This is a genomic window from Iamia sp. SCSIO 61187 (assembly GCF_019443745.1).
Taxonomy (GTDB): domain Bacteria; phylum Actinomycetota; class Acidimicrobiia; order Acidimicrobiales; family Iamiaceae; genus Iamia.
This window is the reverse complement of the sequence record NZ_CP050948.1, coordinates 1838006-1861803: the sequence shown is the minus strand read 5'-3', so window position 1 is coordinate 1861803 and position 23798 is coordinate 1838006. Positions and strand designations below refer to the sequence as shown.

Annotated in this window: 27 protein-coding genes; 5 read left to right on the top strand and 22 right to left on the bottom strand. The window is 74.7% G+C overall.

Annotation, left to right across the window (positions count from 1 at the left end):
- Window positions 1-11: 11 nt before the first annotated feature.
- The 9 genes from HC251_RS09000 to HC251_RS08960 all read right to left on the bottom strand — a co-directional run bounded on the left by HC251_RS09000 (window position 12) and on the right by HC251_RS08960 (window position 7899).
- Complete coding sequence (locus HC251_RS09000) at window positions 12-545, bottom strand: DUF2510 domain-containing protein (protein ID WP_219944961.1); 534 nt, start codon at window positions 543-545, stop codon at window positions 12-14.
- A 39-nt stretch (window positions 546-584) separates the two neighbouring features.
- Entirely contained in the window at window positions 585-1364 is a 780-nt protein-coding gene (locus HC251_RS08995; protein ID WP_219944960.1) for an SDR family oxidoreductase, read from the bottom strand.
- Between the two features lie 10 nt (window positions 1365-1374).
- Window positions 1375-2343, bottom strand: a complete 969-nt coding sequence (locus tag HC251_RS08990; RefSeq protein ID WP_219944959.1) for a TIGR03619 family F420-dependent LLM class oxidoreductase — start codon at window positions 2341-2343, stop codon at window positions 1375-1377.
- 41 nt (window positions 2344-2384) lie between these two features.
- Window positions 2385-3311, bottom strand: coding sequence for a neutral zinc metallopeptidase (locus tag HC251_RS08985; RefSeq protein WP_219944958.1), 927 nt, complete (start codon window positions 3309-3311; stop codon window positions 2385-2387).
- Between the two features lie 39 nt (window positions 3312-3350).
- Window positions 3351-4022 (bottom strand): TetR family transcriptional regulator, encoded by a 672-nt coding sequence (locus HC251_RS08980; RefSeq protein ID WP_219944957.1) that lies wholly within the window; start codon window positions 4020-4022, stop codon window positions 3351-3353.
- 5 nt (window positions 4023-4027) lie between these two features.
- Window positions 4028-4594: a DoxX family protein gene (locus tag HC251_RS08975; RefSeq protein ID WP_370651287.1), complete on the bottom strand. Its 567-nt coding sequence runs from the start codon at window positions 4592-4594 to the stop codon at window positions 4028-4030.
- 65 nt (window positions 4595-4659) lie between these two features.
- Window positions 4660-6276, bottom strand: coding sequence for a FadD3 family acyl-CoA ligase (locus HC251_RS08970; protein ID WP_255566649.1), 1617 nt, complete (start codon window positions 6274-6276; stop codon window positions 4660-4662).
- Window positions 6273-6899, bottom strand: coding sequence for a cysteine hydrolase family protein (locus tag HC251_RS08965; RefSeq protein ID WP_219944955.1), 627 nt, complete (start codon window positions 6897-6899; stop codon window positions 6273-6275). The genes HC251_RS08970 and HC251_RS08965 overlap by 4 nt, the downstream gene beginning before the upstream one ends.
- 142 nt (window positions 6900-7041) lie before the next feature.
- Window positions 7042-7899, bottom strand: coding sequence for a TIGR03619 family F420-dependent LLM class oxidoreductase (locus HC251_RS08960; RefSeq protein WP_219944954.1), 858 nt, complete (start codon window positions 7897-7899; stop codon window positions 7042-7044).
- Window positions 7900-8032: 133 nt separating this feature from the next.
- Here HC251_RS08960 and HC251_RS08955 point away from each other — a divergent pair, with 133 nt between their 5' ends.
- Window positions 8033-9259 (top strand): amidohydrolase family protein, encoded by a 1227-nt coding sequence (locus HC251_RS08955; RefSeq protein WP_219944953.1) that lies wholly within the window; start codon window positions 8033-8035, stop codon window positions 9257-9259.
- 25 nt (window positions 9260-9284) lie between these two features.
- On the opposite strand, the gene HC251_RS08950 is transcribed toward HC251_RS08955, so the two are convergent.
- Window positions 9285-10502, bottom strand: coding sequence for a sodium:proton antiporter (locus tag HC251_RS08950; protein ID WP_219944952.1), 1218 nt, complete (start codon window positions 10500-10502; stop codon window positions 9285-9287).
- A 110-nt stretch (window positions 10503-10612) separates the two neighbouring features.
- On the opposite strand from HC251_RS08950, the gene HC251_RS08945 reads away from it, so the two are divergent.
- Window positions 10613-11425 (top strand): enoyl-CoA hydratase/isomerase family protein, encoded by an 813-nt coding sequence (locus HC251_RS08945; RefSeq protein WP_255566648.1) that lies wholly within the window; start codon window positions 10613-10615, stop codon window positions 11423-11425.
- Window positions 11426-11584: 159 nt separating this feature from the next.
- A complete protein-coding gene (locus HC251_RS08940; protein ID WP_219944950.1) occupies window positions 11585-13069 on the top strand; it encodes a class I adenylate-forming enzyme family protein in 1485 nt (494 codons plus the stop codon).
- Window positions 13070-13135: 66 nt separating this feature from the next.
- Here the strand turns inward: HC251_RS08940 and HC251_RS08935 are convergent, their stop codons facing one another.
- From HC251_RS08935 to rsmI, 6 genes are read right to left on the bottom strand one after another with little or no spacing between them, the layout of a single operon-like run.
- Entirely contained in the window at window positions 13136-14356 is a 1221-nt protein-coding gene (locus tag HC251_RS08935) for a winged helix-turn-helix domain-containing protein (protein WP_219944949.1), read from the bottom strand.
- 59 nt (window positions 14357-14415) lie between these two features.
- The gene (rsmA, locus tag HC251_RS08930) at window positions 14416-15225 is read right to left on the bottom strand and encodes a 16S rRNA (adenine(1518)-N(6)/adenine(1519)-N(6))-dimethyltransferase RsmA (protein WP_219944948.1); all 810 of its coding nucleotides are present in this window, start codon (window positions 15223-15225) and stop codon (window positions 14416-14418) included.
- A 16-nt stretch (window positions 15226-15241) separates the two neighbouring features.
- On the bottom strand, window positions 15242-16045 hold the full coding sequence (locus HC251_RS08925) for a TatD family hydrolase (RefSeq protein ID WP_219944947.1): 804 nt from the start codon (window positions 16043-16045) through the stop codon (window positions 15242-15244).
- Window position 16046: 1 nt separating this feature from the next.
- A complete protein-coding gene (locus HC251_RS08920) occupies window positions 16047-16520 on the bottom strand; it encodes a hypothetical protein (protein WP_219944946.1) in 474 nt (157 codons plus the stop codon).
- Between the two features lie 10 nt (window positions 16521-16530).
- On the bottom strand, window positions 16531-17268 hold the full coding sequence (locus HC251_RS08915) for a GNAT family N-acetyltransferase (protein ID WP_219944945.1): 738 nt from the start codon (window positions 17266-17268) through the stop codon (window positions 16531-16533).
- Entirely contained in the window at window positions 17265-18119 is an 855-nt protein-coding gene (rsmI, locus tag HC251_RS08910) for a 16S rRNA (cytidine(1402)-2'-O)-methyltransferase (RefSeq protein WP_219944944.1), read from the bottom strand. The genes HC251_RS08915 and rsmI overlap by 4 nt, the downstream gene beginning before the upstream one ends.
- A gap of 82 nt (window positions 18120-18201) precedes the next feature.
- Here rsmI and HC251_RS08905 point away from each other — a divergent pair, with 82 nt between their 5' ends.
- Window positions 18202-18615, top strand: a complete 414-nt coding sequence (locus tag HC251_RS08905; protein WP_219944943.1) for a DUF5655 domain-containing protein — start codon at window positions 18202-18204, stop codon at window positions 18613-18615.
- Window positions 18616-18673: 58 nt separating this feature from the next.
- On the opposite strand, the gene HC251_RS08900 is transcribed toward HC251_RS08905, so the two are convergent.
- From HC251_RS08900 to ychF, 3 genes are read right to left on the bottom strand one after another with little or no spacing between them, the layout of a single operon-like run.
- Entirely contained in the window at window positions 18674-19294 is a 621-nt protein-coding gene (locus tag HC251_RS08900; RefSeq protein ID WP_219944942.1) for a maleylpyruvate isomerase family mycothiol-dependent enzyme, read from the bottom strand.
- Window positions 19287-19658 carry a DUF192 domain-containing protein gene (locus HC251_RS08895; protein ID WP_219944941.1) on the bottom strand — a complete coding sequence of 124 codons (372 nt, stop codon included), beginning with the start codon at window positions 19656-19658 and terminating at the stop codon, window positions 19287-19289. Before HC251_RS08895 ends, HC251_RS08900 begins: the two co-directional genes overlap by 8 nt.
- Before the next feature lie 21 nt (window positions 19659-19679).
- A complete protein-coding gene (gene ychF / locus HC251_RS08890; protein ID WP_219944940.1) occupies window positions 19680-20756 on the bottom strand; it encodes a redox-regulated ATPase YchF in 1077 nt (358 codons plus the stop codon).
- Window positions 20757-20795: 39 nt separating this feature from the next.
- On the opposite strand from ychF, the gene HC251_RS08885 reads away from it, so the two are divergent.
- Window positions 20796-21872: a PHP domain-containing protein gene (locus tag HC251_RS08885; protein ID WP_255566647.1), complete on the top strand. Its 1077-nt coding sequence runs from the start codon at window positions 20796-20798 to the stop codon at window positions 21870-21872.
- 165 nt (window positions 21873-22037) lie between these two features.
- Here HC251_RS08885 and HC251_RS08880 read toward each other — a convergent pair whose 3' ends face one another.
- From HC251_RS08880 to HC251_RS08870, 3 genes are all read right to left on the bottom strand, one after another.
- Window positions 22038-22379 (bottom strand): co-chaperone YbbN, encoded by a 342-nt coding sequence (locus HC251_RS08880; RefSeq protein ID WP_219944939.1) that lies wholly within the window; start codon window positions 22377-22379, stop codon window positions 22038-22040.
- Between the two features lie 34 nt (window positions 22380-22413).
- On the bottom strand, window positions 22414-22782 hold the full coding sequence (locus HC251_RS08875) for a MerR family transcriptional regulator (RefSeq protein WP_304608308.1): 369 nt from the start codon (window positions 22780-22782) through the stop codon (window positions 22414-22416).
- A gap of 141 nt (window positions 22783-22923) precedes the next feature.
- The gene (locus HC251_RS08870; RefSeq protein ID WP_219944938.1) at window positions 22924-23793 is read right to left on the bottom strand and encodes a DUF3445 domain-containing protein; all 870 of its coding nucleotides are present in this window, start codon (window positions 23791-23793) and stop codon (window positions 22924-22926) included.
- Window positions 23794-23798 lie beyond the last annotated feature (5 nt).

Below are 23798 nucleotides of genomic sequence, written 5' to 3'. Positions count from 1 at the left end.
TGCGGGGTGGGTCAGATCGGGTCGGACGAGGTGGTCGCGCCGTCCGAGACGGCGTCGGTCCAGCGGGCCCCATCCCACCACCGGTGGGGGAAGCGCCCCGTGGGGTCGGGCGCCCACTGGCCGGCGGGGGCGTCGGCGGCGACGTCGGTCAGGGGCTCGACCGGGTGCGGCGGCCACACGACGCGGTTGCCGGGGCTCGGGGGCAGGGGGCCGAGGTCCGGGACGGCCAGGCCGAACGGTCGACCGACGGGGATGGCGGCCATGGAGCTGGAGCTGATGGCGGTCAGCGGCATCTCCCACGACAGCCCCACGACCTGGCCGGGTTCGAGGTGCACCAGGGCGTGGGCGACGCCCAGGTGGCGGAACAGCAGGTAGCTCGACCACACGACCGCCATGTGGTCTCCCGCCGGCACCGGGATGCGCAGGGGCCGGTTCCATGCGAGGCGGAACGGGCCCAGCCCGTCGACGTGGGCCCGGACCGGGCACGACGCGGCGATGAAGTTCAGCGGGTTGAACGTCGGACGGATGTCGATGGCGGCGTCCATGGGATCGGTCTACCCCCCGGGCGGGAGCGTGTCCTGCTGTCAGTGGAAGACCTGGCCGGCGTTGGCGCCCAGGGCCTGGCCGGTGACGCAGCGGGCCAGGTCGGAGGCGAGCAGGAGGACGACGCCGGCGATCTCGGCGGCGTCGGGGATGTAGCCGAGGGCGGTCTGGCCGGCGACCTCGGCGTAGACGTCCTCGGGGGTGATGCCCCGCTCCTCGGCCTGCTGCTCGAAGTACCACTTCACCGACGGCCCCCAGATGTAGCCCGGGTGCACGCCGTTGACCCGGATGCCGTCGGGGCCCAGCTCCTTGGCCAGGGTGCGGGTGATCGACTTGAGCGCCGACTTCGATGCCGCGTAGATGCCGAAGCCCTCGGCGACGCGCTCGGTCGACATGGTGTTGACCATGACGATCCGGCCCCCGCCTCGCTGCTTCATGTGCGGGTGCACGGCCCGGGTCATGTGGACCGCGCCGAAGAGGTTGACGTCGATCGTGGTCTGCCAGGTGCTCAGGTCGGCGTCGACCACCTTGGCGAAGTCGCCGTCGTGGTAGGCGTTGTTGACGAGCACGTCGATGCCACCGAGCTCGGCGGCGGTGCGGTCGGCCAGCTCTCGACACTGGTCCGGGTCGGTGACGTCGCAGCGCACGGGCAGCGCCCGGCGACCCAGCGCCTCGATCTTCTCGGCGACGCGGGCGACCTTGTCGTGGCGCCGGGCGGCCACGGCGACGTCCGCGCCTTCGCGGGCCAGGGCCAGGGCGATCTCTCGACCCATGCCCGGGCCCGAGCCGGACACGATGGCGACCTTGCCGTCGAACAGCATCGGAGCTCCTTCAGACTGCGTCGAAGAGGGGGCGGGGGCGGACCTCGGCCAGCAGCGGGAGGACCTCGGCGCCGATCCGCTCGACCTGGTCGACCATCTCCCCCACGTCGCGGGACCGGGGCCGGACCTGGACCTGCAGGGCCCCCAGGCCGGCCAGCTTGGCCAGGATGTGGGCCACCTTCTCGGGGGGGCCCGAGATGCACCGCCCGACGTCCCACGTCGGCTCGCCGACGTAGACGGGTCCGGCCAGGGCCCCGACGTCGAACGGGTCGCCCTCGCGGCCGGCGGCGACGAGCGCGTCGCGCAGGCGGGCGACCTCGTCGGGCCCGAAGGGGCCCTGCGGCAGCCACCCGTCGCCCCGCTGGGCCGCACGTCGGACGGCGGGGGCCGACGATCCACCGACCCAGACCGGGGGTCCGCCGAGCTGGACGGGGCGGGGCCGCTGGGCCAGGCCGGAGAAGGACCATGCCGCCCCGTCGTGGCGGGGGCCCTCGTCGGCGAAGCAGGCCCGCAGGGCGTCGACGGCCTCGTCCAGGAGCGCCCCCCGGTCGGCGAACGGCACCCCGAGGGCCGCGAACTCGCCCTCGACGTGACCGGCCCCGACCCCCATGACGGCCCGACCGCCGGAGACGACGTCGAGCGTCGACCACGCCTTGGCCACCGCCAGCGGGTGCCGGTAGGCGGGCACGAAGACGTGGGACAGGAGCCGGGTGCGCTCGGTGATGCCGGCCAGCCAGGCCAGGGTGGCCACGGTGTCCCACCACTCGGCGCCCATGGCCGCGACCTTGTCGGCGGGGATGGCGGCGTGGTCGCACACGGCGACGTAGCCGAACCCGGCCCGGTCGGCGGCGGTGGCCACGGCGGCCAGCTCGGCCGCCCCGGCGCCGGCCTCCCACCCCTCGGCGTAGACGGTGCTCTGCGACTGGATCGGGAGCTGCATCCCGACGACGAGCCGGCTCGGGTCCAACACGGGCGCCACGAGCCGGACCCTAACCCACAAGTAGAACGCGTTCTCGTTTGTCAGATGTCGCCGGAGAACGTGTCGCAGGAGTCGGGGCGGCCGGAGTCGAAGCCCTGGCGGAACCAGCGCTGGCGCTGCTCGCTGCTGCCGTGGGTCCAGCTGTCGCGGTCGATCCGACCGGTGGCCTCGGCCTGGATGCGGTCGTCGCCGACGCCGGCGGCGGCGTCGAGGGCCTCCTCGGTGTCACCCGGGTCGAGCAGGCCCCGGTCGTACACCGTCTTGGCCCACACGCCGGCGTAGCAGTCGGCCTGGAGCTCGAGCCGCACCGAGAGGCCCTCGTCGCCGACCCGTTCGCTCTCGGACCGGCTGCCCACCTCCCGGCTGGTGCCGAGGACGTTCTGGACGTGGTGGCCGACCTCGTGGGCGACCACGTAGGCCTGGGCGAAGTCGCCGGGGGCGTCGAAGTCCTGGCCCAGCTGGCGCATGAACCCGAGCTCGATGAACACGTTCTGGTCGCCCGGGCAGTAGTGCGGCCCGATCTCGGCGACGGCCTGGCCGCACGCCGACGGTGTGGGCGTGTCGAACAGGACCAGGGTGGCCTCCGAGTAGTCCTCGCCGGCCTCCCGGAAGGTCGTCACCCAGAAGTCCTGGGCGTCGTTGAACACCTGGCCCACGAACTCCCGCAGGTCGGCGTCGGCCGTGACCGTGGCCGCCCCGTCGGCTCCGGCGCCGGCCGTCGGCGCCTGGGGGAAGCCGGCCGAGAAGATGTCGCTGATGTCGCTCCCCCCGCCGCCTCCGCCGCCGATCCCGCGGATGACCAGCGTCACCACGACGATGAGGATGATGCCGCCGACGCCGCCGACCCCCTTGCCCCCCATGGGGATCGGGAGCCCGCCCATCCCCCCGCCGAAGCCGCCGCGGGCACGGCCGCCGGTGCGTCGGTCCTCGACGTTGCTGGTCGCGTCTGCACCTCGGCCGAACCGCATGGCGGCCGCCCTACCCCTGACCGCGCCGGCGATGCACGGCTACGCGCTCGGGGGCTTCTGGCCCGAGATCGACCAGTAGACGATGCGGGCCATCGACGTGCGGAGGTCGGCGGTGCGGACCCCCCAGAACTCGAAGCCGTACCGGTGGGCGGCCACGTGGACCAGCATCGACACGAGGACGCCGGCGGTGGCGTGGGGCTCGACGTCGTCGGGCAGGCGCCCACCCGCCTTCATCTCGCCGATGGCCTCGGCCAGGGCGTTGTTGAGGTCGTTGAGCAGGCGGGTCCGGACGTTGGCGAAGCGGGCGTCGCCCTCGTCGGTGGCCAGGTCGACGACCCGGAGCACCGACCGGTGCTCCTCCCAGAACTCGATGACCTCGTCGACCAGGCCCTCGGCCGCGGCGTAGCCCTTCCGGCCCCGCCAGGGGCTGGTGCGGACGTGGTCGGCGAACCGCTTGCCCTGGGCCGCCATCTCCTCGGCCAGCACGACCACCGCGCTCTCGACGTCGGCGAAGTACTGGTAGAAGGTCGCCGGGCTGGTGCCCGCGGCCCGGGCGATGTCGACCACCTTGAGCTCGCGGTACGACCCGGCGCCGAGCATGTCCGCCGTGCAGTCGAGGAGCTTCTGGCGGGTGGCCAGCCCACGGCGGCCCGGCCGGCGGCCGTCGGCGGCGCGCGCCTCGTCGGGGGTCTCGGCGGCGATGTCGGCCACGGCGATCAGGCCCCGGCCCCGTCGTCCCCGGCTGCCGGGGTCGGGCCGGGCGCCGGCGCGTCGGCGGGGGGCGCCTCGGGGGCGGCGGGCTCGGGGGCGGGCGGGCGGTAGCAGATCAAGATCACGCCCAGGCCGGCGAGCACCCCGAGCCCGAGCGACACGCCGAGCCCGACGTTGGGGTCGAAGGCCCGGCCCAGGTCGAGGGCGTGGTCGACCGACCAGCGGCCGGGCCCCACCGTCGCCACCCCCACGCCGACGGTCGCCAGGACCAGGTTGTACTCCCAGCCCTTGTTGGCGCTCCAGAAGCCGGCGTCGCGGTTGGCGGTGTAGCCGGCGACGAGCATCTGGCCCACCATGGCCGCACCGGCCAGCGGGGTGAGGAGGCCGATGGCGAAGAGGATGCCGGCGACCAGCTCGGTCAGGGCGGCCAGGTGGGCGTGCACCTTGCCGTTGGGCCACATGCCCATGGAGTCGAACCAGCGGGCGGTGCCGGCGATCTTCCCGCCCTTGAAGTACTTGAAGTAGCCGTGGGCCGCGAACGTCACGCCGACGATCACGCGGAGGATGAGCATGCCGGTCGAGACGGAGTCGGCGGCGGCCACGTCGGCGGCGGTGACCTCGGGCAACAGCTGTGCGATCACGACGACGCTCCGGGCTCGGGGGTGGGACCACCCAGCGCGGCGACGGCGTCGTCGCGGAGGATGAACTTCTGGATCTTGCCCGATGGGTTCAGGGGGAGCGCGCCGACCCACCGCACGTGACGGGGGGCCTTGAAGTTGGCCATGCGCTCGCGGGACCAGGCCACGACCTCGTCCTCGCTCGGAGGGTCGGCGCCGGTGGCCGGCACCAGCCAGGCGAACCCGACCTCGCCGAGCCGCTCGTCGGGCACCCCGACCACCGCGGCCTGGGCGACGGCGGGGTGCTCGGAGAGCATCGACTCGATCTCGGCGGGGTACGCGTTGAACCCGCCGCAGATGAACATGTCCTTCGTGCGGTCGGTGATGTCGATGTAGCCGCGCTCGTCCATGGTCCCGACGTCGCCGGTGTGGAGCCAGCCGTCGGCGTCGATGGCCTCGGCCGTCTTCTCGGGGTCCTCGAAGTACCCCTGCATCACGTTGAAGCCCCGCACGACGATCTCGCCCGGCTGCCCTCGCGGCACCTCGGTCCCGTCGTCGGCGACGATCCGCACCTCGACGCCGGGGATCGCCCGCCCCGAGCTGGTGGAGATCGTCTCGGGGTCGTCGTCCTGGCGGCACATCGACACGATGCCGGTCGTCTCGCTGAGCCCGTAGGCGGTGAGGACGGCGTCGAAGCCGAGGTCGTCCTCCATCCGCTTGATCAGGCTGACGGGCACGGGGGCGGCGCCGGTGACGGCGATGCGCAGGCTGTCGGACCGCAGCGACGCCCGATCCGGGTGGTTCAGCATCGACTGGTACAGCGCCGGCGGGCCCGGGAAGATCGTGATGCGCTCGTCGGCGATCGTGCGCATGACGGCATCGACGTCGAACACCGGCAGCGGCACCATCGTCGCCCCGGTGAGGATGCACGCCACGATGCCCGCCCGGTACCCGAAGCTGTGGAAGAAGGGGTTGACGAGCAGGTAGCGATCGTCGGCGGAGAGCCCGGCCAGCTCGGCCCACACCGTGAAGCCGCGGAGCGCCTGGCCGTGGGTGGTGAGGACGCCCTTGGGCCGCCCGGTCGTCCCCGAGGTGAAGATGATGTCGTTGATCGTGTCGGGGGTGAGGGCGTCGCGGCGCCCGGCGATCTCGTCGTCCGGGACCCCCGCCCCGGCGGCGAGGAAGGCGTCCCACGCCTGGGTCGGCGTGTCGCTGGGCGGGGCCGGGTCGCGGAGCACGACGATCCGCTCGAGGTGGGGCAGGTCCTGGCCGTCGAGCATGCCGACGTAGCCGTTGCCGAGGAACCCGTCGACGGTGACGAGGAGGCGGGCCCGGCTGCGGGTCAGGATCCACGCCGCCTCGCCGCCCTTGTAGCGGGAGTTGAGCGGGACGACCACGCCACCGGCGGCCTGGAGGCCGACCACGGCGACGACCCACTCCCAGCAGTTCGGCGCCCACAGGCCGACCCGGTCGCCCGGCTCCAGGCCGGCGGCCACGAAGGCGCGGGCCGCCTGGTCGACCTGGTCGGCCAGCTCCCGCCAGGTGAGCCGGTGCTCTCCGTCGACGATGGCCTCGCCGTCCGGGTACCGGTCGGCGGTGGCGACGAGGGCGGCGGGGATGCTGGCGTGCTCGCTCACGAGGCGGGGTCCTTCCAGGCGGCGATGAGCTCGTCGACCGTGGTGAGGGTGGCGAGCAGGGCGATGGTGCCGTCGAGGACGGAGTCGGCGTAGGCCTGCGGGATCCCGGTGACGCCGTCGCGCGGCACGACGACCTGGTAGCCGGCGTTCACCGCATCCATCACCAGGTTGGTCACGGCCACGTTGACCGACACCCCGGTGACCACGATCGTCGTCACGCCGAGGTTGCGGAGCACGGCGTCGAGGTCGGTGCCGGCCATCGGTGACAGGCCGTGGAGGCGGGTCAGCACGATGTCGGACGGCTCGGGGCCCAGCTCGGGCACGACGGTAGCCTCGGGGCTCCCGGGGACGAGGCCGACCGGGCTCTTGCGCACCCCGGCGAACAGGCGGGCGTTCGTGTTCGACCCGCGCCCGTCCTCCCGCCGGGCGGCGGTGCCGTGGACCACGGCGACGTCGGCGGCCCGGGCTGCGGCGCACAGCCGGGCCACGGCGTCGACCATCGGCCGGGCCGCGGCGGCCAGCTCCGGGAGCGCCGACCGCTCGCCCACCACGCCGCCCTGGATCTCGGACGTCACCACCGCGCAGCGCGCCGGTCGCACCAGGTCGGACAGGTCCACGGGCATCGCCCGGGACGCTACCTGACGCCCCGTCAGGTGTCGGTCGAGGCCGTTCTCGGTACCGCTCGTGCACCCGAGGGCCCGGATCCGCACCACGAACGGCCGATGGCGGCCGCCGCCGACACCCAGCGGTCGGCCTACCTGCCGCTCACGGTCGCGGCGTGAGGTCCTCGGGGACGGCGTCGGCCAGGCGGTGGAGGGCGTCGACCGCCTCCCGGCTGCGGCGCCACGGGGTGACGATGAGGCGATCGACCCCCGCGGCGGCGTAGCGGGCCACGTCGTCGGGGCCGGCGACCTCGCCCATCACCGTCACCTCGATCGCCGCCGGGTCGCGCCCGGCGGTGTCGGCCAGCCGACGCAGCACGTCGACCTGAGCCGCCGCCGACGCGGGTGTGTGCTGCATGCCGAGCCACCCGTCGCCCCGCTCCGCCGCCCGGCGCAGCGCCCGTCGGGACTCGCCGCCGACGTGGATCGGGATGCCCCCCGCCTGCACCGGCTTGGGCTCGAAGGCCACCGGCTCGAACGGGAAGTGGGGCCCCTCGTGGGCGATCTCGGGCTCGGTCCAGAGCCGCCGCACCACGTCGATGGCCTCGTCGAGGCGGGCGCCACGGGTCGCAGGGTCGATGCCCACGGCGTCCCACTCCGGCCTCAGCCATCCGGCCCCCACCCCACAGATCGCCCGGCCACCGCCGACGATGTCCAGCGTGGCGAAGCCGCGGGCGCCGACGAACGGGTGGCGGATGCCCAGCAGGTACACGAAGGTGCCCAGCCGGATGGTGGAGGTGCGGGCCGCCAGGTACGAGAGGTAGGCGCAGGCGTCGAAGATCGGGACCGTCGGCGGCACCGGCGGGTGGTCCTCGCCCGGGATCAGCTGGCCCTCGACCCGGATCGGGAAGACCAGGTGCTCGGGCAGCCACGCCGACTCGAAGCCCCGGGCGTCGGCCGCCACCGCCACCTCCTCGAAGAACGCAGGGTTGAGCTGGCCGAAGGTGATCCCGAGCTTCACGCCGGGAACCTACGCCCGGCGAGGCGGAGCCGAGCGGGCCAAGGGTCGGTTCCGCCCCGTGCGGCTCCGATGGTCTCCCAGGGGTAAGATCTGACGACCCGTCAGATTCGGGCGCGCTCCCCCGGAGGACACCATGGCCGAGCTCCCCAAGATCATCAGCGTCGACGATCACGTGGTCGAGCCGGCCCACGTCTGGGAGACGTGGCTGCCCGAGAAGTACCGCGACCGCGGGCCGAAGATCGAGCGACGCAAGGTCGGGGGCATGAAGCACATCGGCGGTGGCACCTACGAGCAGGAGTTCACCGACGACGGCCGCCCGGCCGACTGCTGGGTGTTCGAGGACCTCGTCTACATCCACAAGCGCCACGTCGCCGCCGTCGGCTACAGCCGCGACGAGATGACGATGACCCCCATGACCTACGAGGAGATGCGGCCCGGCTGCTACGAGCCCAAGGCCCGCATCGAGGACCAGGTCATCAACCACGTCGAGGCCTCGCTCTGCTTCCCGACGCTGCCGCGCTTCTGCGGCCAGACCTTCACCGAGGCCAAGGACCACGACCTCGGTCTGGCCTGCATCAAGGCCTACAACGACTGGATGGTCGAGGAGTGGTGCGGCGACTCCGGGGGCGCCCTGATCCCGCTCATCATCATCCCCCTGTGGGACGCCGACCTGGCCGCCGCCGAGGTCCGCCGCAACGCCGAGCGCGGCGTGCACGCCGTCTGCTTCAGCGAGGTCCCGTCGCACCTGGGCCTGCCGTCGATCCACAGCGGGTTCTGGGACCCGTTCTTCGCCGCCTGCGAGGACACCGAGACCACCATGAACATGCACATCGGGTCGTCGTCGCGGATGCCGGCCACGTCACCCGACGCGCCCGTCGCCGTGGCCGCCTCGCTCAGCTTCAACAACGCCATGGCCTCGATGAGCGACTGGCTCTTCAGCGGCAACCTGGTGAAGTTCCCCGACCTCAAGCTCGCCTACTCCGAGGGCCAGATCGGCTGGATCCCCTACATCCTCGAGCGGGTCGACGACGTGTGGAGGGAGCACCGGGCGTGGGGCGGGGTCAAGGACCTGATCCCCGAGCCGCCGAGCACCTACTACTACCGGAACATGTTCGGCTGCTTCTTCCGCGACCAGCACGGGATCGACAGCATCGACGTCGTCGGGGTCGACAACATCACCTTCGAGACCGACTACCCCCACACCGACTCGACCTGGCCCGACACTAAGGAGATCGCCACCGGGTTCATGGAGGGCCTCGACGAGGAGTCGGTGTACAAGATCATGCGGGGCAACGCCATCCGCATGCTGCACCTCGACCTCGACCGGGATCGTCGGCCGGCCGCGGCCGCCCCGGCCTGACGGCCGCCCGCCGGACCGGCCTCCGTCAGGCGTCGATGCGGCGCAGGGCGGGGGCCGCGCTGGCCCCGTGGAGCACCACCGACACCAGGATCACGAAGGCGGCGACGGCCCACAGGCGCTCGCCGCTGGGGAGGGCACTCTCCTCGTTGATGGCGTGGGCCAGGTAGTACACCGAGCCGATCCCCCGGATCCCGAAGAACGAGATCGCCCATCGCTCCCCGGTCGGGAGCCCGGCCCGGACGAGGCCGAGCCAGCCGGCGAGGGGGCGGACGAGGACGACGATGGCCAGGCCGACGGCCGCCTCCCGCCAGCCGAGGGAGGCGAACGCCCCGTCGATGATGGCCCCGCCGAGGAGGACCAGCAGGGCGCCGCTGAGGAGCCGCTCGACGCCCTCGGCCGACGCGTGGAGCACCTCGTGGTACTCGTGGTCGCGCTCGTGGTCCCGCAGGACGGTCGCGCCGACGAAGACGGCGAGGAAGCCGTAGCCGTGGGCCAGCTCGGTCGCGCCGTACACGAGCAGCGTGGCGGCCACGGCCACGAACCCCTCGGTGGTCTCGGCCACCTTGCGCTCCGAGGGCAGGCGGAACACGACCCACCCCACGACCCGGCCACCGAGGTAGCCGCCCACCAGCCCGACGGCGATCTTGAGGAGCACGTCCTCGAGCAGCCAGCCTCCGACCCAGTCGCCGAGCGTCGCCGCCCCGGCGGCGGCGATGGCGGCGTTGGTGAACGGGAAGGCCAGGCCGTCGTTCAGCCCCGCCTCCGAGGTCAGCGAGAACCGGACCTCGCTCTCCTCGCCCGAGCTGGGCGGTCCGACCTGGACGTCGCTGGCGAGGACCGGGTCGGTCGGGGCGATGGCGGCGCCGAGGAGGAGGGCGGCGGCCGGGGCCAGGCCCAGTGCCCACCAGCCCAGCAGGGCGATGGCGCCGATCGTCACCGGCATGGTGATGGCGAGCAACCGCCACGTGATCCGCCAGCTCCGCCAGCCGAAGGGGCGGTCGAGCTGGAGCCCGGCGCCCATCAGCGAGACGATGACCGTGAGCTCGGCCAGCCGCTCGACCAGGTCGCCCTCGGCGAGCGGGTCGGCGGTGGGCAGGTCGATGGGGAGGAGGAACAGGATCATCCCGGCGCCCACGTAGACCATGGGGAACGACAGCGGCCGGCCGGCGAGGACGAGGGGCAGGAGGCTGGCCCCGAGGACGGCGGCGCCCACAGCGGTCAGGGCGAGGGCGTATCCATCCATCGGCGCCACCTGCCCCGCCCGGCGAGGGCCAAGCGATGCCGAGAGGCGCAGCGACGAAGGTCACGTCGGACGCCGTCGACCCCGCGACCTGCGCACTAGCGTCGCCAGCCGTGCCGACCGACCCCGAGCCGACCACCCTCACCTGGCGCGTCGCCGACGGCGTGGGCTGGGTCCGCCTGAACCGGCCCGACCGCTACAACGCCTTCGACCAGGTCATGTGCGACGAGCTCCAGGCCCTGTGGCGCCGGCTGCGGACCGACGACGACGTCCGCTGCATCGTGCTCGGGGCCGAGGGGGGCAAGGCCTTCTGCACCGGCATCGACCGGGACTTCGTCCCCGCCGAGGGCGGCGCCGAGTACGCCTTCTCGCCCTACACCTACGACGACCCGGGCCAGCAGCTGGGCCCCAAGAGCAACGAGCTGTGGAAGCCGGTCATCGCCGCCGTCGACGGCATCGCCTGCGGCGGCGCCTTCTACCTCCTCGGCGAGGTCGACTTCATCATCGCCACCGAGGCGTCGCGGTTCTTCGACCCCCACGTCACCTACGGCATGCCGGCGGTCTACGAGCCGCTGCTGATGCTCCACCGGGGCATGCCCTTCGGCGAGGTCCTGCGGATGACGCTGCTGGGCAACCACGAGCGGATGACGGCGCGGCGGGCCCACGAGATCGGCGTGGTCTCCGAGGTGGTGGCCGACGCCGCCGCCCTCGACGCCGCCGCCGGGTGGGCGGCCGCCGCCATCGCCTCGGCCCCGCCGTCGGCGATCCAGGCCACCCTCCGCACCCTGTGGGCGGGCCGCGAGCTCACCCGCCAGCAGGCGCTGGCGCTGGGCGGGCCGCTGCTCAACCTGGGCATGAGCGAGGAGGCCCTGGCCGAGGGCCAGAAGGTGTTCCAGGGCGAGCGCATCGTCCCCCGCGACCGCTGATCACCCGTGCTCGCTGACCCGTCCCCCTCCGTTCTGTCGCGGCCAGCGCTCACCGATGAGCGCTCAGCGCGACAGAACGGAGCCGCGGCCCGGCTGCTTCCTTCTGTCGCGGCCAGCGCTCGCAGGTGAGCGCTCAGCGCGACAGAACGGACCAGGACCGTGCTCGCTGAGACGGTCCGGGAGGCGGCCGTCCGCTTCGGGGACCGGCCGGCGTTCGTCGACGCCGAGGGGCGACCGACGACCTACGCCGAGCTGGACCGACGCTCCGACGCGGTCGCCGCCGGTCTGGCGGCTCGGGGGCTTGCGCGCGACGACGTCGTCGCGCTGACGCTCGACTCCGGCGTCGCCTGGGTGGTGCTGGCGGTCGCCTGCGCCAAGGCCGGTCCGGCCACGGCCGGCGTCAACCCCCGCCTGGCCGCCGCCGAGCAGCAGGCCTGCCTGGACCTGGCCGAGCCGGCGCTGGTCGTCGAGCACGCCGACGAGGTCGGCGCGCTGGAGGCCGCCGGCGTCGACCTGTCCCCACCTGCGCCGGCCGCCGACCCCGAGCGCCTCGCCGCCGTCGTCTTCACCTCGGGCACGACCGGGCGCCCCAAGGGCGCCGTCTTCCGGGACCGCCACATCGCCGCCGTGGCCCGCATCGACACCGGCTCTGCCTGGGGCGACCCGGCGGCCCCGCCCACCCCGATGCTGGCCGCGACCCAGATGGCCCACGTCGGGTTCACGACCAAGCTGGCCTGGTACCTCCGCACCGGGACCACCACGCACCTCCTCGACCGCTGGCGCGCCTCCGACGTCCTCGACCTGGTCGAGCGGGTCGGGCTGCCGGCCCTCGGCGGGGTGGCGCCGCAGATCGCCCTCCTGCTCCGCGACCCCGCCTTCGACCAGCGGGACCTGTCGTCGGTCCGGGCCCTCATCGTCGGCGGCGGCCCATCGCCCCCGGCGCTGGTCGAGGAGGCCCGCCGCCGCTTCGGCGCCGGCTACTCGATCCGCTACTCGTCGACCGAGTCCGGCGGGGTCGGCACCGGCACCGCGTTCGACGCCCCCGACGCCGAGGCCCTCCACACCGTGGGACGCACGAGGGGCGGGATCGAGGTGGCCGTGCACGACGACGACGGCCGCCCCCTGCCCCCCGGCGAGGTCGGTGAGGTGTGGCTCCGCTCCGACGCCGCCACCGACGGGTACCTGCACGACGCCGAGGCCACCACGGCCCTGCGCGCCCCCGGAGGCTGGATCCGCACCGGCGACCTCGGGCGCATCGAGCCCCCCGACGGCACCCTCGGACCCGACGCCGCCGGCTGCCTCGTCCTCACCGGACGGCGGTCCGAGATGTTCATCCGGGGCGGCTACAACGTCCACCCCCAGGAGGTCGAGGCCGTGCTCGGCCGGCACCCCGGGGTGGCCCAGGTCGCCGTCGTCGCCCGCCCCGACGACGTGATGGGCGAGGTCGGCGTGGCCGTGGTGGTGCCCCACGACCCGACCCGGCCCCCGACGCTCGAGGAGCTGCGGGGCTTCGCCGCCGACGAGCTGGCCCGCCACAAGCTGCCCGAGGGCCTCGTCGTGCGCGACGAGCTCCCGCTCACGTCGATGCAGAAGCTCGACCGGGCCGTCCTGGGCCGCGAGGTGGCCACCCCCGGCGGGGCCTGACCTCGCCGACCGCCGACCGCCGACCGGTGCCCGGCACGGGTCGGCGGTCAGGGCGCCGGGCTGCGGTCAGCCGTCGACGGGGGTGGCGGCGACGGCGGCCCGGAGCGCGGGGGCCAGGTCGCCCCGGGGCTCGACGGCCACCTGCTCGAGGCCCAGCCAACCGGCCATGAGGGCCAGCTCGGCGGCGAGGGCCTCGGCCACGTCGGCCTCGATCGTGCCCGGCTCCCGGTGGGCGGACTGGACCCGCAGGGTCGACACGGGACGGTCCGACTTCAGGTCCACCCGGGCCACCATGCGGTCGCCGAGCAGGAAGGGCATCACGTAGTACCCGTGCACCCGGTCCTCGGGCCGCACGTAGATCTCGATGCGGTAGTGGAAGTCGAACAGCTCCTCGAGCCGGCGCCGCTCCCAGACCAGCGAGTCGAACGGCGTCAGCAGGGCCCGGGCCCGGACCCAGCGGGGCAGGGTCGCGTCGACGTGCAGGTAGGTCGTCCGGGGCCAGCCCTCGACGGTGACCGGGATCAGCCGGCCCTCCTCGACCAGCTCGGCGATGTGGGGCCGGGTCTTGGGCCCGTTGAGCCGGTGGTAGTCGGTGAGGCAGCGCTCGGTGGCGAGGCCGTTGGCCCGAGCCGCCCGGTCGATCAGCTCGCGCCGGGCGTCGGGCTCGGAGAGCGCCGGCCGGGCGAGGACGTCGGCGGGGATCGACCGCTCCACCGTGTCGTAGACCCGGGCGAAGGTGCTCGGGTCCCGCCGGCCGGTGATGCGCCCGATGCCGAAGAGGTACTCGAGCGCCTTCTTGCCGTCGGAGCGCTCCCACATGCCCTTCTGCTTCGGGCCCGGGTCCGAGAGCTGGCCGGCGGTGAGCGGGCCCCGGTCCTGCACCTCCTCGAACACTGCCTCGACGTAGTCGGGCCGGGTCTCGGCCACGTTGCGCGACCCGCCCCACATCCGCCCCGACGCCATGGCCCACTGCATCAGCGGCCAGTGGTCGACCGGCAGCAGCGACGCCTCGTGGGCCCAGAACTCGAAGACCTCGTGGGCCTCTCCCATGCGGTGCCAGAGGTCGCGGGGATGGGGTCCCAGCCGGGAGAACAGGGGCATCTCCTGGCTGCGCACGCAGACGTTCACCGAGTCGATCTGGACCAGGTCGACCCGGTCGAGCACCCGGTGGACGTGGCGCCGGTCGACCCGCCGGCCGTGCAGCCCGGTGCGGGGATCGGTGAACCCCTGGGCGGCGAGGGCGATGCGACGGGCCTGGGCCCGGCTGAGCGTCTCCGGCACCGGCATGGTCGTGCACCCTAGCGAACACCTGTCCCCCCACCTGCGGGTCGTGCGGAGGCGGAGGGTCAGGCGGAGGCGAGGCGGGCCCAGGCCTCGACGTCGAGCTCCTCGGCCCGGGCCTCGGGACGCACGCCGGCGGCGACGAACGCCTCGGGGGCGACGAGGCCGGCGAGCGACCGGCGCAGCATCTTGCGCCGCTGGCCGAACCCGGCGCGGACGAGGGCGAACATGCGGTCGGGGTCGGTCTCCGCCGCCGGGGCCGGCCGCCGCTCGATGGCGACCAGGGCCGAGTCGACCTTGGGCCGGGGCAGGAACACGTCGGGGCCGACCTTGCCGACGAGCCGGGCGGTGGCCCAGTAGCGGACCTTGACCGACGGGATGCCGTAGGCCGGGTCGCCGACGTCGGCGGCCAGCCGCTCCCCCGCCTCGCGCTGCACCATCACCAGCATCCGGGCGATGGCCGGGACCCCGTCGAGCAGGTCGAGCACCAGCGGGGTGGCCACGTTGTACGGCAGGTTGGCGACCAGCACCCACCGCTCGGCGCCGGCCAGGACCGTGGGCCAGTCCAGCGCCATGGCGTCGCCCTCGACGACCTCGACGAGCGGGGCGTCGGCCACGACGGTGCGCAGCACGGGCGTCACGTGCCGGTCGATCTCCACGGCGGTGACGGCGGCTCCGGTGGCGGCCAGGGCGAGGGTCAGCGACCCCAGGCCGGCGCCGATCTCCACGACGTGGTCGCCGGGGCCGACGTCGGCCAGGCGGGCGATCCGGCGGACCGTGTTCGGGTCGACCACGAAGTTCTGGCCCAGCGCCCGCGACGGCGACAGCCCGTGGGCCTCGAGCAGGGCGACGGCCTGGGTGCGGGTGAGGGTCACGGCGCCGGGGCCGCGATCAGGGGGTGAGGCCGTAGAAGGCCTCGGTCGTGGCCCACGTGGTGGCGGCGACCTCGTCGACGGCGATGCCCTTGACGGCGGCGATGCCCTCGCCCACGAGGGGCAGGTAGCCGGGCAGGTTGGGCTTGCCCCGCAGCGGCACGGGGGTGAGGAAGGGGCTGTCGGTCTCGACCATGAGGGCGTCGAGCGGGGCCACGGCCACCGCGGCCCGGATGTCGTCGGCCTTGGGGAAGGTCACCAGCCCCGAGATCGACAAGACGGCGCCCCGGTCGAGGCACCCCCGGGCGTCGTCGGCGTCGCCGGTGAAGCAGTGGAACACGGTCCGGCGCGGCGTGCCCTCGGCGTCGAGGATGGCGAAGGTCTCGGCCCAGGCCTCCCGGGTGTGGATCACCAGGGGCAGGTCGTGGGCGTGGGCCAGGGCGATCTGGGCGGCGAAGACGTCCCGCTGGGCGTCCCGGGGCGAGTGGTCGTAGTGGAAGTCGAGGCCGCACTCCCCGACGGCCACGACCTCGGGCCGGCCCAGCACCGCCTCCAGGCCCTCGATCCCGTGCTGGGCCTCGTGGGGGTGGACGCCTGCGGTCGCCCACAGCCGCCCCGGGTGGGCGGCGGCGGCGTCGGCGGCGGCGATCGAGTCGGCCACGCCGCAGCCGACGGTGATCATGCGCTCGACGCCGACGGCGGCGGCCGCGTCGACGACCTCGGCCACCTCGTCGGCGGGGGCGTACTGGTGGCCGACGTGGGTCCGCCCGGCGTGGTGGAGGTGGCAGTGGTCGTCGGCCCACCGCAGCGTGGCGTCGGGCAAGTCAGACCACCGGGGGCTTCCGGTTGTCGGACGCGTGCACGATGCAGAGGCTCCCGGCCGGCGAGTCGGGGTCGAGGAACATCTGGACCGGCAGGTCGAGGGGCTCGCCGTCGGCGTCGACCTCGATCTCGATCGACCGCTCCTCCTCGGGGTCGAAGACCTCCTGGAGCCCGAGGGCCATGCCCGTGAGCACGGCGCCCAGGGCCGAGCGGCGGCGCCACTGCGACACGGTCGTCACCGGCTGGCCGGAGCGGCGGGGACCGGCGTCGATGGCGGCCAGCTCGTCGGGGTCGTAGCGCTCCTCGAAGGGCACGACCTCGGCGGCGGCCGCCAGGGCGTCGGCCTCGGCCTCCAGCTCGGCGGCGAAGAGGTCGGGGTCGCTGTCCCAGGACAGCTCGAGCTCCCCGTCGCGGGCGGACCCGCGCCGCCGCCGACGCTCGGCCTCGCCGTCGGGGTCGTCGTCCCACCGATCCATCCGGACCAGGCTACGTGCTCCCGCCGCCGATCCCCGGCGCGGTGCGTCCGAGGGGGCGCCGGTAGCGCACCTCGGTCAGCTCCTCGTCCTCCACCGGCGTGAGCTTGCGTCCGCCGTCGGCCGTCCAGCCCCACCGCTCGTAGAACCGACGGGCCGGGGCGTTGCCCTCGACCACCCAGAGCACGGCCTCGGGGGAGCCCTGGGCGTCGAGCACGTCCACCGCCGCCGCCAGGAGGGCGGATCCGAGACCTCCCCCCTGGACGGAGGGGTCGAGGTAGAGGCTGCGGACCTCGCCGACGGAGGGCAGGCCGTCGGGGCCGGGCTCGACGTCGTCGTCGCGGGACGGGCCCACGTCGACGACGCCGTGGACCTCGCCCCGGCCGCCGGCGACCAGCAGGCGGTGCCGGGGTGTGGGGCTCACCGTCGCGCGGCCGGCCCAGTAGGCCCCGAGGTAGGAGAAGTCGAGCTCGTCGAGGAAGCGGTCGGACAGCAGGCCGCGGTACGAGCGGCGCCACGCCCGACGCTGGACGGCGGCGATGGCGGCGCCGTCGGCGGGGTCGGCCGGTCGGAGCGGGAGGTCGACCGGGGCCGCCGGCACGGCGACGAACGGCGGGGGCAGGGCCACGCCGAAGCGGCGGCGGGCCAACCGCACCTCGCGGAGGTCGCCCCCGTCGACGGTGTCGACGGTGGCGTCGTCGGCGGCTCGGAGCGAGGCCCCGAGGATCTCCTCGAGCGGGTCCCGGATCACGTCTCGTCGGCGGCCAGGGCCAGGGCGTAGACCTCGCGGCGGGGGCGGCCGAGGGCGGCGGCCACCTCGGCGGCGGCCCGCCCCGGCGACAGGCCCTGGGCCCGGGCCGCCCGCAGGGCGACCAGCACGGCGTCGTCCCCCTCGGCGCCCTCGGCGGCCGGGGCCCCGCCGACGACGATCACCACCTCGCCCCGCACCTCGTGGGCGGCGGCCCACGCCGCCGCCTCGCCCGCCGGCCCCCGCCACACCTCCTCGTGGAGCTTGGTCAGCTCGCGGGCGACCGCCACCGGTCGGTCGTCACCGCAGGCCGCCGCCACCTCGGCGAGGGTCGCGGCGACCCGGCCCGGCGCCTCGTACAGCGCCGTCGTCCGCCGCTCGACGGCCAGCTCGGCCAGGCGGACGGACCGCTCGGGCCCGCCGCGGGGCAGGAACCCGTCGATGGCCAGGCGGTCCGTGGGCAGGCCGCTCAGCACGACGGCGGCGATGGCCGCCACCGGACCGGGGACCACCTCGACGGCCAGGCCGGCGGCGACCACGGCGGCGACGACGCGCGTGCCCGGGTCCGACACGCCGGGGGTCCCGGCGTCGGTGACGAGGGCGACGGTCTCGCCCCGCCCGACCCGGGCCACGACGTCGCCGGCGGCCTCGGCCTCGGTGTGGGCGTCGACGCGGCGCAGCGGTGGTGCCGCGACCGCCGCGTGCTGGAGCAGCCGGCCCGTGCGCCGGGTGTCCTCGCAGCACACCAGGTCGGCGTGGCGGAGGGCGTCGGCGGCCCGGGGCGAGAGGTCGCCCATGTTGCCGATCGGGGTGGCCACGACCACGAGACGGCCGGCGGGCCCGTCGCTCGTCATCCCGCCAGTGTGGCGGGTGCCGTCCCGACGCCACCGGTCCGGCACCCGAGCGGAGGCGACGGTCCTCGGCCATCATCGGGCCGTGGCCTGGACGTGCCCCGCCTGCGACCGCACCTTCGGGCGGACGGGCCAGTCGCACATGTGCGTGCCGGTGGTGTCGCTCGACGAGTGGTTCGCCGACCGGCCCCCGGTGCAGCGCCAGGTCTGCGACGCCGTGGTCGGCCACCTGGAGACCCTCGGCGAGGTCGACGTGGAGGCGGCGCAGGTCGGGATCCTGATCAAGCGCGACCGCACCTTCGCCGAGCTCCGCCCCCACCGCGGCCACCTCCGCCTGTCGGTGGTCCTCGACCACGACGTGGAGTCGCCCCGCATCGCCCGCCGCATCTCCCCCACCCGGCAGTTCCGACGGTACGTCCTGTACGTGGTGCTCCCGACGCCGGACGAGGTCGACGACGAGGTGCGGGGCTGGTTGACCGAGAGCTTCGAGACCGCCTGACGAGCGGACCGGTGGCGCCGACACGGAAGGTGCCTGGCACCATCCGTGCGGTCGCGGCTCAGGCGAGCACGGGGACGACGGCGGGGCCAGGGACGTCGGTGCGGAACAGGTGGCGCAGCACCGGCGGGGCGCCGTGGCGCTCGACGGCGACGGCGAGCCCGAGGTGGGCGACCCGGACCACGAGGTCGGGCGGCGCCGACGAGGTCGCCCCCAGCGAGCGGGCCAGGTCGTCGAGGTGCACGACCTGCTCGACCAGGCGGGTGCCGAGGTACGCGTCGAGGGCCATGGCCCCGCCCGAGACGGGCAGCAGCCGGTCCGGCGCCTCGCCCGGCAACCGGTCCTCCAGACCGGCGAGGCGGTCGGCCAGCCGGGCGACCACGGCCTCCGGTCCGTTCGCTGCGATCGCCGCCCCCCGGTCGCGGATGGCCTGGTGGTCGGCCGGGCCCATCGCGGCGACCTGGGTGAAGTAGTCGGCGACACCGGTGAAGCTCGGCGCCGACGGCGGGTCGAGGTCGAGGTAGTCGTCCACGACCCACACCCCGCCCCGGGCGAGGTGGCCGGCGAGCCCGCCGACGGTCTGGTCGGCGAGGACCGAGGGCTGGTCCCAGGCCGCGGCGACGGCCGGGTCGGACAGGGCGGCGAGGACGGCGCGGGCGCCGCGGAGGAAGTCGTCACGCACGACGGGGACGCTCGCGCCCTTCTCCCCCACCGTCACCGTTGACCCGATCAACGTCGACGACCGACCCCACCTCCAGAGCCCAGCGGGCGAAGGCGCCCGCCTCGGCCTCCAGCACCCCCGCCGCTCGGGGCATCCAGCCGCTGACCCGCCCGGGGGCGAGGGTGCGGACCCGCAGCACCCGCCCGTCGCGCCCGACCCAGGCCACGTCGAGCGCGAAGCGCATCCCGACGGTGTGCACCGAGCTGACGCCCGGCAGCCAGAGCGCCCCGTCGACGCCGTCGCGCCCGAGCAGGCCCCGGCCCCGGGCCCGGCGGGTGGTCGCCACCTCCAGCGGGGCGACCCGGCGACCGTCCACGACCAGCACGGCACCAGCGTGCCCGGCCGGTCAGACGTTGAAGAGGAACTCCATGACGTCGCCGTCCTCGACGACGTACTCCTTGCCCTCGACGCGGATCTTGCCGGCGGCCTTGGCCTTGGCCCACGACCCGATCTCGAGCAGCTCGTCCCACCGGATGACCTCGGCCCGGATGAAGCCCCGCTCGAAGTCGGTGTGGATGCGGCCTGCCGCCTGGGGGGCCTTGGACCCGGCGCGGAAGGTCCACGCCCGGCTCTCCTTCTCCCCGGTGGTGAGGAACGTCCGGAGGCCGAGGAGCTCGTAGGCGGTGTGGACGAACCGCTCCAGGGCCCCCTCGCCCAGGCCGAGGGCCTCGAGCATCTCGACCCGCTCCTCGCCGACCAGCTCGGCCGCCTCGGCCTCGAGCCCCACGCAGATCCCCAGCACCTCGGCCCGGCCGCTCAGCTCGGCGGCGACGGGGGCGACCACCTCGTCGATGCGGTCGAGGTCGTCCTCGCCCACGTTGACCACCGCCATCACCGGCTTGTTGGTGAGCAGGAACCAGGGCCGCAGCGCCTCCCGGGTGCTCTCGGGCAGGTCGCTGCGGTAGATCGGCGTGCCCTCGGCGAGCACGGCGTAGGCCTCGTCGAGGGCGGCCACCTCGGCCTGGAGGGACTTGTCGACCCGGGCCGCCTTGCGCTTCTTGCTGATCTGGGACTCGAGCGTCTCCAGGTCGGCCAGGGCCAGCTCGATCTCCAGGATGCGCAGGCACTCCAGCGGATCGTCGGGGCCGGGGACGTCGGTGTCGACGAACCCCCGGAGCAGGAAGACGACGGCGTCGACCTCGCGGATGTGGGCGAGGAAGCGGTTGCCCAGGCCCTCGCCCGTGCTGGCCCCCTCGACCAGGCCGCCGATGTCGACGAACTGGACGGCGGCGTGGACGACCTTGCGGCTGGCCGACATCTCGGCCAGGCGGTCGAGCCGGCTGTCGGGGACCTTGGCCACGCCCACGTTCGGGTCGGTGGTGGCGAAGGCGTAGGGCGCGGCGAGGGCCCCACCGCCCGCCAGGGCGTTGTACAGAGATGACTTCCCGGCGTTGGGGAGGCCGACGAACCCGAATCGTTCCATGAGGATCGCCACGCTACCGAGGGCGGTAGGTTCGACACGATGCTGGCGCTGGAACCGCTCGAGGCCCCCATGGACCCCGTCGTCGCCCTGGAGCGGGTCGCCCACCTCATCGAGCGGGGCCTGGGCTCAAGCCGCAAGGCGGCCGCCTTCCGCACCGCCGCCCGGGCCCTGGAGGAGGCCGGCCCGGACCGGGTGGCCGAGCTGCACCGGACCCAGCGGCTGACCTCCCTCCCGGGGGTGGGCGACAGCACGGGGGCGGTCGCCGTCGAGGCCCTCGACGGCAAGGTCCCCGAGCGGTTGGCCGAGCTGGAGGAGACGAGCGTCGTGCCCCTCGGGGACGGCGCCGACCTGCGGGCCGCCCTGCGGGGCGACTGCCACAGCCACTCCACCTGGAGCGACGGCGGGGCGTCGATCCGCGACATGGCCACCGCGGCGATGGCCCTCGGCCACGAGTACCTGGTCATGACCGACCACTCGCCCCGGCTGACCGTCGCCCACGGCCTCAACCGGGAGCGGCTGATGCAGCAGCTCGACGAGATCGAGGCCCTCAACGAGGAGCTGGCGCCGTTCCGCATCCTCACCGGGTGCGAGGTCGACATCCTCGTCGACGGCAGCCTCGACGGCGACGCCGACGTGCTCGACCGTCTCGACGTGGTGGTGGCGAGCGTGCACTCCAAGCTGAGGATGCCCCGCATGGAGATGACCGAGCGGATGGTGCGGGCGGTCCTCGACCCCCGCGTCGACATCCTCGGCCACTGCACCGGGCGAAAGCTCAAGGGCCTCCCACCACCCGGGCCCGAGTCCCTCGGCGCCGCCGACCACGTGCGGCCCCCGTCGCAGTTCGACGCCGACATCGTGTTCGCCGCCTGCGAGGCCACCGACACCGCCGTCGAGATCAACTGCCGGCCCGAGCGGCGGGACCCGCCCGACGACCTCCTGGCCCTGGCCGTGTCGATGGGGTGCAAGGTCAGCATCGACACCGACGCCCACGCCCCGGCCCAGCTGGAGTGGCAGCCCTACGGCTGCGACAAGGCCGTCCGCCACGGCATCGCCGCCGACGCCGTGGTCAACACCTGGCCCGTCGCCGACCTCCTGGCCTGGACGACCGACCACTGACGTCTTGGGCCGGTCGGCATCCCGCCGGTAGCGTGGACCTCTTATGTCGAAGAAGACGGACAAGCGCAAGACCAACGCCCGGCGCAAGAAGGCCAACCACGGCCGGAAGCCCAACGCCGGCCGCTGACCCGGCCCCCACGAGGTGCCGGGCACCTCGTGAGCCCTCTACGGCAGGTGCGGGGCGAGATCCTCGAGCAGCCGACCCCGACCCCGCGCCCCGACCAGGCGGTCGACGAGGCGCCCGTCGGAGAACACCAGCAGCGTCGGCAGGCTCATGACGTCGTAGCGGCGGGCGATGCCGGGCTCGGCGTCGGCGTCGACGGCCGCCGCGGTGACGACGTCGGCGTGGCTGGCGGCCACCGACGCCACCGCCTCCCCCATGGGGGCGCACGGACCGCACCAGGCGGCCCACACGTCGACCAGCAGCAGCCGGTCGGCGGTGGCCACGGTCTCGTCGAAGGTGGCGGCGGTCAGGGCGGGGACGGCGGGGGCGTGCGTCGCAGACATGGCCGGAGTGTGCACCCCGGACCGTGGTCCGGGGTCAAGCCCCGAGCGCCTCGCAGGTGACGACGTCGCCGTCATCGCAGCTGGCGACGAGCTGCTCCAACCGGGCCCGGACGCGCGCCAGCTCGGCGGCCTCGGCGTCGAGGGCGGCGATCTTGGCCGCCGCCGCCGAGCGGACGTGGGCGAACCGGGCCGGCATGAGGCCGTCGATCTCGGCCAGGGTGAACCCGAGCTCCTTGGCCCGCAGGATGAAGCGCAGCCGGTCGAGGGCGTCGTCGTCGTACTGCCGGTAGCCGGCGGCCGTGCGGGGCGGCGCCGGGAGGAGGCCCCGGCGCTCGTAGAAGCGGACGGTGTCCAGCCCGACGCCGGCGGCGTCGGCCAGCTCCCCGATCGTCCGCGTCGTCACGCCCGCTCCCAACGACCGACCGTCCCCCGCCATTCCGGCGACACGGCCCGACATGCGCCAGCCGGCCAGGGTCTTGCGGCTGGCCGGCGCACGTTGCGAGGTGGCGCAGGAACGGGAACCGGCGCCCGCTGCGGACCGAGGTCAGGGGCGGGGGGCCGGGGCGTCGAGCCAGGCCGTGACCGCGTCGACCCGCCTCTCGACGCCGTTCATGGCCACCAGGGCCGGCGGCTGGGCGCGGAGGCGACGGGCGAGGGCGGCGGCCACGTCCGGGCGCTCGGCCAGCGCCGAGAACGGGCACTGCTGCACCCGGATGGTGAACACGACGGCGCCCGAGCGGGGCAGGGCCCGCAGCGTCTGGCGCTCCGACCGGAGCCACAGCGCCTCGCCCACCGTCGCCGGGTCGAGGGCGGGCGGCGACGCCGGAGGGTCGGGGGCGTGGAGGGCGGGCGAGTCGTGGATCGACCAGTTGCGGCGGACCCCGATGACGTCGGGGCGCAGCCGGGCCAGGTACCGATCGACCCGGTCGGCCAGCTCGACGTCGTAGCCCGGCACCGGTCCGTGGATGGCGAGCGCCGACCCACCCGCCTTGTCCCGCAGCCGCCAGTGCGACGGGAAGCAGAGGACCGCGGCGTCGAGGTGGTGGCGGACGACGGCGTCGCGGGGGCCGGCCGTCCGGGGCACCATCAGGCACAGGTCCTCCTGCACGGCGCGGGCCGCCTCGACGAGCGGGTGCTCGCCGGTCCGCTCCGGCGCCGGGAGCCCGTGGTCGTGGAGCCAGCCCGTCACGAGGGACCGGACCTCCTCCCCCGCCGCCTCGGTGCCGGGGCCGAGGTGGACGACCTCGTCCCACCGGTCGGCGAGGAGCCGCCGCCGCTCGGCCCGCTCGGCGTCCCGGAGGTCGTCGGCGACGAGCCAGGCGTCCTCGCCGCCCCTGCGCAGGCCCATGGCCAGCCACGGCGGACCGTCGGCGCGCAGGTCCAGCTCGTCGAGCCAGGCCGGTGCCGCCCCCACCGCGC

Bases quoted from the DNA above. Each gene is read 5' to 3' on its own strand.
- HC251_RS08955 (WP_219944953.1), top strand. From the start codon at position 8,033: ATGGCCGAGCTCCCCAAGATCATCAGCGTCGACGATCACGTGGTCGAG.
- HC251_RS08975 (WP_370651287.1), bottom strand. From the start codon at position 4,594: ATGCTCATCCTCCGCGTGATCGTCGGCGTGACGTTCGCGGCCCACGGC.
- ychF (WP_219944940.1), bottom strand. From the start codon at position 20,756: ATGGAACGATTCGGGTTCGTCGGCCTCCCCAACGCCGGGAAGTCATCT.
- HC251_RS08985 (WP_219944958.1), bottom strand. From the start codon at position 3,311: ATGCGGTTCGGCCGAGGTGCAGACGCGACCAGCAACGTCGAGGACCGA.
- HC251_RS08965 (WP_219944955.1), bottom strand. From the start codon at position 6,899: ATGCCCGTGGACCTGTCCGACCTGGTGCGACCGGCGCGCTGCGCGGTG.
- rsmI (WP_219944944.1), bottom strand. From the start codon at position 18,119: ATGACGAGCGACGGGCCCGCCGGCCGTCTCGTGGTCGTGGCCACCCCG.
- HC251_RS08920 (WP_219944946.1), bottom strand. From the start codon at position 16,520: ATGGATCGGTGGGACGACGACCCCGACGGCGAGGCCGAGCGTCGGCGG.
- HC251_RS08885 (WP_255566647.1), top strand. From the start codon at position 20,796: ATGCTGGCGCTGGAACCGCTCGAGGCCCCCATGGACCCCGTCGTCGCC.
- HC251_RS08935 (WP_219944949.1), bottom strand. From the start codon at position 14,356: ATGCCGGTGCCGGAGACGCTCAGCCGGGCCCAGGCCCGTCGCATCGCC.
- HC251_RS08995 (WP_219944960.1), bottom strand. From the start codon at position 1,364: ATGCTGTTCGACGGCAAGGTCGCCATCGTGTCCGGCTCGGGCCCGGGC.
- HC251_RS08950 (WP_219944952.1), bottom strand. From the start codon at position 10,502: ATGGATGGATACGCCCTCGCCCTGACCGCTGTGGGCGCCGCCGTCCTC.
- HC251_RS09000 (WP_219944961.1), bottom strand. From the start codon at position 545: ATGGACGCCGCCATCGACATCCGTCCGACGTTCAACCCGCTGAACTTC.
- HC251_RS08880 (WP_219944939.1), bottom strand. From the start codon at position 22,379: ATGTCTGCGACGCACGCCCCCGCCGTCCCCGCCCTGACCGCCGCCACC.